The organism is Ewingella americana ATCC 33852, from assembly GCF_000735345.1.
Lineage (GTDB): Bacteria > Pseudomonadota > Gammaproteobacteria > Enterobacterales > Enterobacteriaceae > Ewingella > Ewingella americana.
In genome coordinates, this window is record NZ_JMPJ01000012.1 from 1 (window position 1) to 3,162 (window position 3,162).

The window sequence follows — 3,162 nt, forward strand, 5'->3', positions numbered from 1 at the left end:
GCTCTTTAACAATCTGGAACAAGCTGAAAATTGAAACGACACAGCTGAAACTTATCTCTCCGTAGATGTACTGAGATAAGGAGTACCCTGTGTTGAGTCTCTCAAGACTTGCAAACCGAAGTGAAACACCTTCGGGTTGTGAGGTTAAGCGACTAAGCGTACACGGTGGATGCCTAGGCAGTCAGAGGCGATGAAGGGCGTGCTAATCTGCGAAAAGCGTCGGTAAGGTGATATGAACCGTTATACCCGACGATACCCGAATGGGGAAACCCAGTGTGATACGTCACACTATTGCATGGTGAATACATAGCCATGCAAGGCGAACCGGGGGAACTGAAACATCTAAGTACCCCGAGGAAAAGAAATCAACCGAGATTCCCCCAGTAGCGGCGAGCGAACGGGGAAGAGCCCAGAACCTGAATCAGTTTGTGCATTAGTGGAAGCGTCTGGAAGGTCGCACAGTATAGGGTGATAGTCCCGTACACAAAAATGCACTTATTGTGAGTTCGATGAGTAGGGCGGGACACGTGACATCCTGTCTGAATATGGGGGGACCATCCTCCAAGGCTAAATACTCCTGACTGACCGATAGTGAACCAGTACCGTGAGGGAAAGGCGAAAAGAACCCCGGCGAGGGGAGTGAAATAGAACCTGAAACCGTGTACGTACAAGCAGTGGGAGCCTACTTGTTAGGTGACTGCGTACCTTTTGTATAATGGGTCAGCGACTTATATTTTGTAGCAAGGTTAACCGAATAGGGGAGCCGTAGGGAAACCGAGTCTTAACTGGGCGTCAAGTTGCAAGGTATAGACCCGAAACCCGGTGATCTAGCCATGGGCAGGTTGAAGGTTGGGTAACACTAACTGGAGGACCGAACCGACTAATGTTGAAAAATTAGCGGATGACTTGTGGCTGGGGGTGAAAGGCCAATCAAACCGGGAGATAGCTGGTTCTCCCCGAAAGCTATTTAGGTAGCGCCTCGTGAACTCATCTTCGGGGGTAGAGCACTGTTTCGACTAGGGGGCCATCCCGGCTTACCAACTCGATGCAAACTACGAATACCGAAGAATGTTATCACGGGAGACACACGGCGGGTGCTAACGTCCGTCGTGAAGAGGGAAACAACCCAGACCGCCAGCTAAGGTCCCAAAGTCATGGTTAAGTGGGAAACGATGTGGGAAGGCATAGACAGCCAGGATGTTGGCTTAGAAGCAGCCATCATTTAAAGAAAGCGTAATAGCTCACTGGTCGAGTCGGCCTGCGCGGAAGATGTAACGGGGCTAAACCATGCACCGAAGCTGCGGCAGCGACGCTTAGGCGTTGTTGGGTAGGGGAGCGTTCTGTAAGCCGTTGAAGGTGACCTGTGAGGGTTGCTGGAGGTATCAGAAGTGCGAATGCTGACATAAGTAACGATAATGCGGGTGAAAAACCCGCACGCCGGAAGACCAAGGGTTCCTGTCCAACGTTAATCGGGGCAGGGTGAGTCGACCCCTAAGGCGAGGCTGAAAAGCGTAGTCGATGGGAAACAGGTTAATATTCCTGTACTTGGTGTTACTGCGAAGGGGGGACGGAGAAGGCTAGGCTGGCCGGGCGACGGTTGTCCCGGTTCAAGCGTGTAGGGGTGTAGTCCTGGTAAATCCGGATTACTTTAACCCTGAGGCGTGATAACGAGCCACTACGGTGGTGAAGTAGCTGATGCCCTGCTTCCAGGAAAAGCCTCTAAGCTCCAGGTAACACGAAATCGTACCCCAAACCGACACAGGTGGTCAGGTAGAGAATACTCAGGCGCTTGAGAGAACTCGGGTGAAGGAACTAGGCAAAATGGTGCCGTAACTTCGGGAGAAGGCACGCTGGCGCGTAGGTGAAGAGACTTGCTCTCGGAGCCGAAGCCAGTCGCAGATACCAGCTGGCTGCAACTGTTTAATAAAAACACAGCACTGTGCAAACACGAAAGTGGACGTATACGGTGTGACGCCTGCCCGGTGCCGGAAGGTTAATTGATGGGGTTATCCGCAAGGAGAAGCTCTTGATCGAAGCCCCGGTAAACGGCGGCCGTAACTATAACGGTCCTAAGGTAGCGAAATTCCTTGTCGGGTAAGTTCCGACCTGCACGAATGGCGTAATGATGGCCAGGCTGTCTCCACCCGAGACTCAGTGAAATTGAACTCGCTGTGAAGATGCAGTGTACCCGCGGCAAGACGGAAAGACCCCGTGAACCTTTACTATAGCTTGACACTGAACATTGAGCCTTGATGTGTAGGATAGGTGGGAGGCTTTGAAGCGTGGACGCCAGTCTGCGTGGAGCCATCCTTGAAATACCACCCTTTAATGTTTGATGTTCTAACTCGGCCCCGTGATCCGGGGTGAGGACAGTGTCTGGTGGGTAGTTTGACTGGGGCGGTCTCCTCCTAAAGAGTAACGGAGGAGCACGAAGGTTAGCTAATCACGGTCGGACATCGTGAGGTTAGTGCAATGGCATAAGCTAGCTTGACTGCGAGAGTGACGGCTCGAGCAGGTACGAAAGTAGGTCATAGTGATCCGGTGGTTCTGAATGGAAGGGCCATCGCTCAACGGATAAAAGGTACTCCGGGGATAACAGGCTGATACCGCCCAAGAGTTCATATCGACGGCGGTGTTTGGCACCTCGATGTCGGCTCATCACATCCTGGGGCTGAAGTAGGTCCCAAGGGTATGGCTGTTCGCCATTTAAAGTGGTACGCGAGCTGGGTTTAGAACGTCGTGAGACAGTTCGGTCCCTATCTGCCGTGGGCGTTGGAAGATTGAGAGGGGCTGCTCCTAGTACGAGAGGACCGGAGTGGACGCATCACTGGTGTTCGGGTTGTCATGCCAATGGCATTGCCCGGTAGCTAAATGCGGAAAAGATAAGCGCTGAAAGCATCTAAGCGCGAAACTTGCCTCGAGATGAGTCTTCCCTGTGGCTTTAAGCCACCTGAAGGGACGTTTAAGACTAAGACGTTGATAGGCTGGGTGTGTAAGTGCAGCGATGCATTGAGCTAACCAGTACTAATGACCCGAGAGGCTTAACCTTACAACACCGAAGGTGTTTTGGTCTGAGAGACTAGAAGAGATTTTCAGCGATGTTCCGAGATTGGTTCGTATGGCGAGCGAGGGTGTGAAACCTGAGTGAGCGGTGCGGATAAC

1 rRNA gene is annotated in these 3,162 nt (G+C 52.2%); it reads left to right on the plus strand.

What is annotated here, in order from left to right:
- The first annotated feature begins 142 nt into the window (after positions 1-142).
- Positions 143-3,049 (plus strand): 23S ribosomal RNA (locus GEAM_RS00045).
- Positions 3,050-3,162 lie beyond the last annotated feature (113 nt).